The sequence below is a fragment of the Salinivibrio sp. MA427 genome, assembly GCF_001996115.1.
GTDB classification, from domain to species: Bacteria; Pseudomonadota; Gammaproteobacteria; order Enterobacterales; family Vibrionaceae; genus Salinivibrio; species Salinivibrio costicola.
On record NZ_MUFH01000458.1, the window covers coordinates 1 to 1,436 of the forward strand.

The 1,436-nt window shown below is 47.4% G+C and carries 2 protein-coding genes; one reads left to right on the plus strand and one right to left on the minus strand.

Features of this window, described 5'->3' with window-relative positions; translation table 11 throughout:
- The first annotated feature begins 256 nt into the window (after positions 1-256).
- Positions 257-436 (plus strand): DUF3545 family protein, encoded by a 180-nt coding sequence (locus BZG79_RS15565; RefSeq protein WP_025674805.1) that lies wholly within the window; start codon positions 257-259, stop codon positions 434-436.
- Between the two features lie 130 nt (positions 437-566).
- Here BZG79_RS15565 and ung read toward each other — a convergent pair whose 3' ends face one another.
- Positions 567-1,268 (minus strand): uracil-DNA glycosylase, encoded by a 702-nt coding sequence (gene ung, locus BZG79_RS15570; protein ID WP_077576422.1) that lies wholly within the window; start codon positions 1,266-1,268, stop codon positions 567-569.
- Positions 1,269-1,436 lie beyond the last annotated feature (168 nt).

Consider the following 1,436-nt stretch of genomic DNA (forward strand, 5'->3'; position numbering starts at 1 on the left):
AAAGTGAGTAGGCTCAATTGACTGTCCCTCGTCATATTAAAAAGGAATGATGATATGGCGCGCAATCTTCGCGTGAACGGCTACCGAGGTCAATTTAAACTCGCCGCTGTTGAGTGAATCGTCACTGATTTGGAAAATCAGTGAGCGCAATCTCATAAAAACTTCATTTCACTGCCACAAATGAGAAATATTTCAATTTTATGTTAGGGGCGAGTGTGGTATTAAAAAACTAACCGCAAGGTGAAAAGAGGTGACTATGGAAAACATTGCCTTTAACGATATGTTTGAGCAAGACCCACCACGGCGCAATGGACGCGCAAAACCAGTCAAACGTAAATGGAGAGAAATTGAAGCGCTGAAAGATAAACAGCGGCTAAAAAAAGAATTGGAAGACATCGATATTTTTGGCGATTTCTCTCAACTGGACCTCGATTAACTCACCCTCAACATAAAATGACGAAAAGGTGCTCAATGAGCACCTTTTTTATCTTCAATCCGACGCTGATCCGTCCGCTTAACGCTCATCTATTCGCTTAGCGTCTGTTTATCGGCTAGCGCTTCACCGTTCATCCATGCTTATCCGCTGTCTCGTCATCTAAACGCGGTTGCCAATCAATCGGATTGCTTCCCTGCTCGAGCAAATATGCATTGGTTTGTGAAAAGTGTTTACAACCAAAAAAACCACGATGAGCTGAAAGCGGTGAGGGATGAGGCGCCGTCAATACATGGTGGCGATCACGGTCAATGGCTTTGCCTTTTTTTTGTGCATGTGCCCCCCACAGTAAAAAAACAACGCCTTCGCGTTGCGAATTCACCGCATCGATCACGCGATCAGTCAATGTTTCCCAACCTAACTTAGCATGTGAATGCGCTTTACCCTGCTCCACGGTCAGCACCGTATTGAGAAGTAACACACCCTGTTGCGCCCAGCTTTGTAAGTAACCGTGGGAGGGGATCTTAAAACCGTCAATGTCAGTCGCAAGCTCTTTATAAATATTGACCAATGAAGGCGGTGTTTTTATCCCTGGCCGTACCGAAAAGCTCAGTCCATGTGCTTGGTTCGGTCCGTGATAGGGATCTTGACCCAAGATCACCACCTTTACATCACCAAGCTCGGTGAATCGAAAAGCATTAAACACATCGTCTTTGGGGGGAAAGATCGGAACGCCCTTGGCTCTTTCACCGTCGACATACGCTAAGGTATCGCGAAAATACGCGTGTTGTTTTTCCTCGGCCAGCACCTGCTGCCACGTTTGCGCCTGAGTCATGGTTGCTCCTTATCATCACACCGGCGCTATTTTAACGAGGCAGCCGCTTAAAATCAGTGGGGAGTCCGATCTTTTGTTCGCTCGGTGTGGGCGTGATAGTGACGCTGGCAGCGGCCTTGAACCGCACGGTTTGGCGTTGGCAAGCTAGTACGGGGCATGGTCGTGATT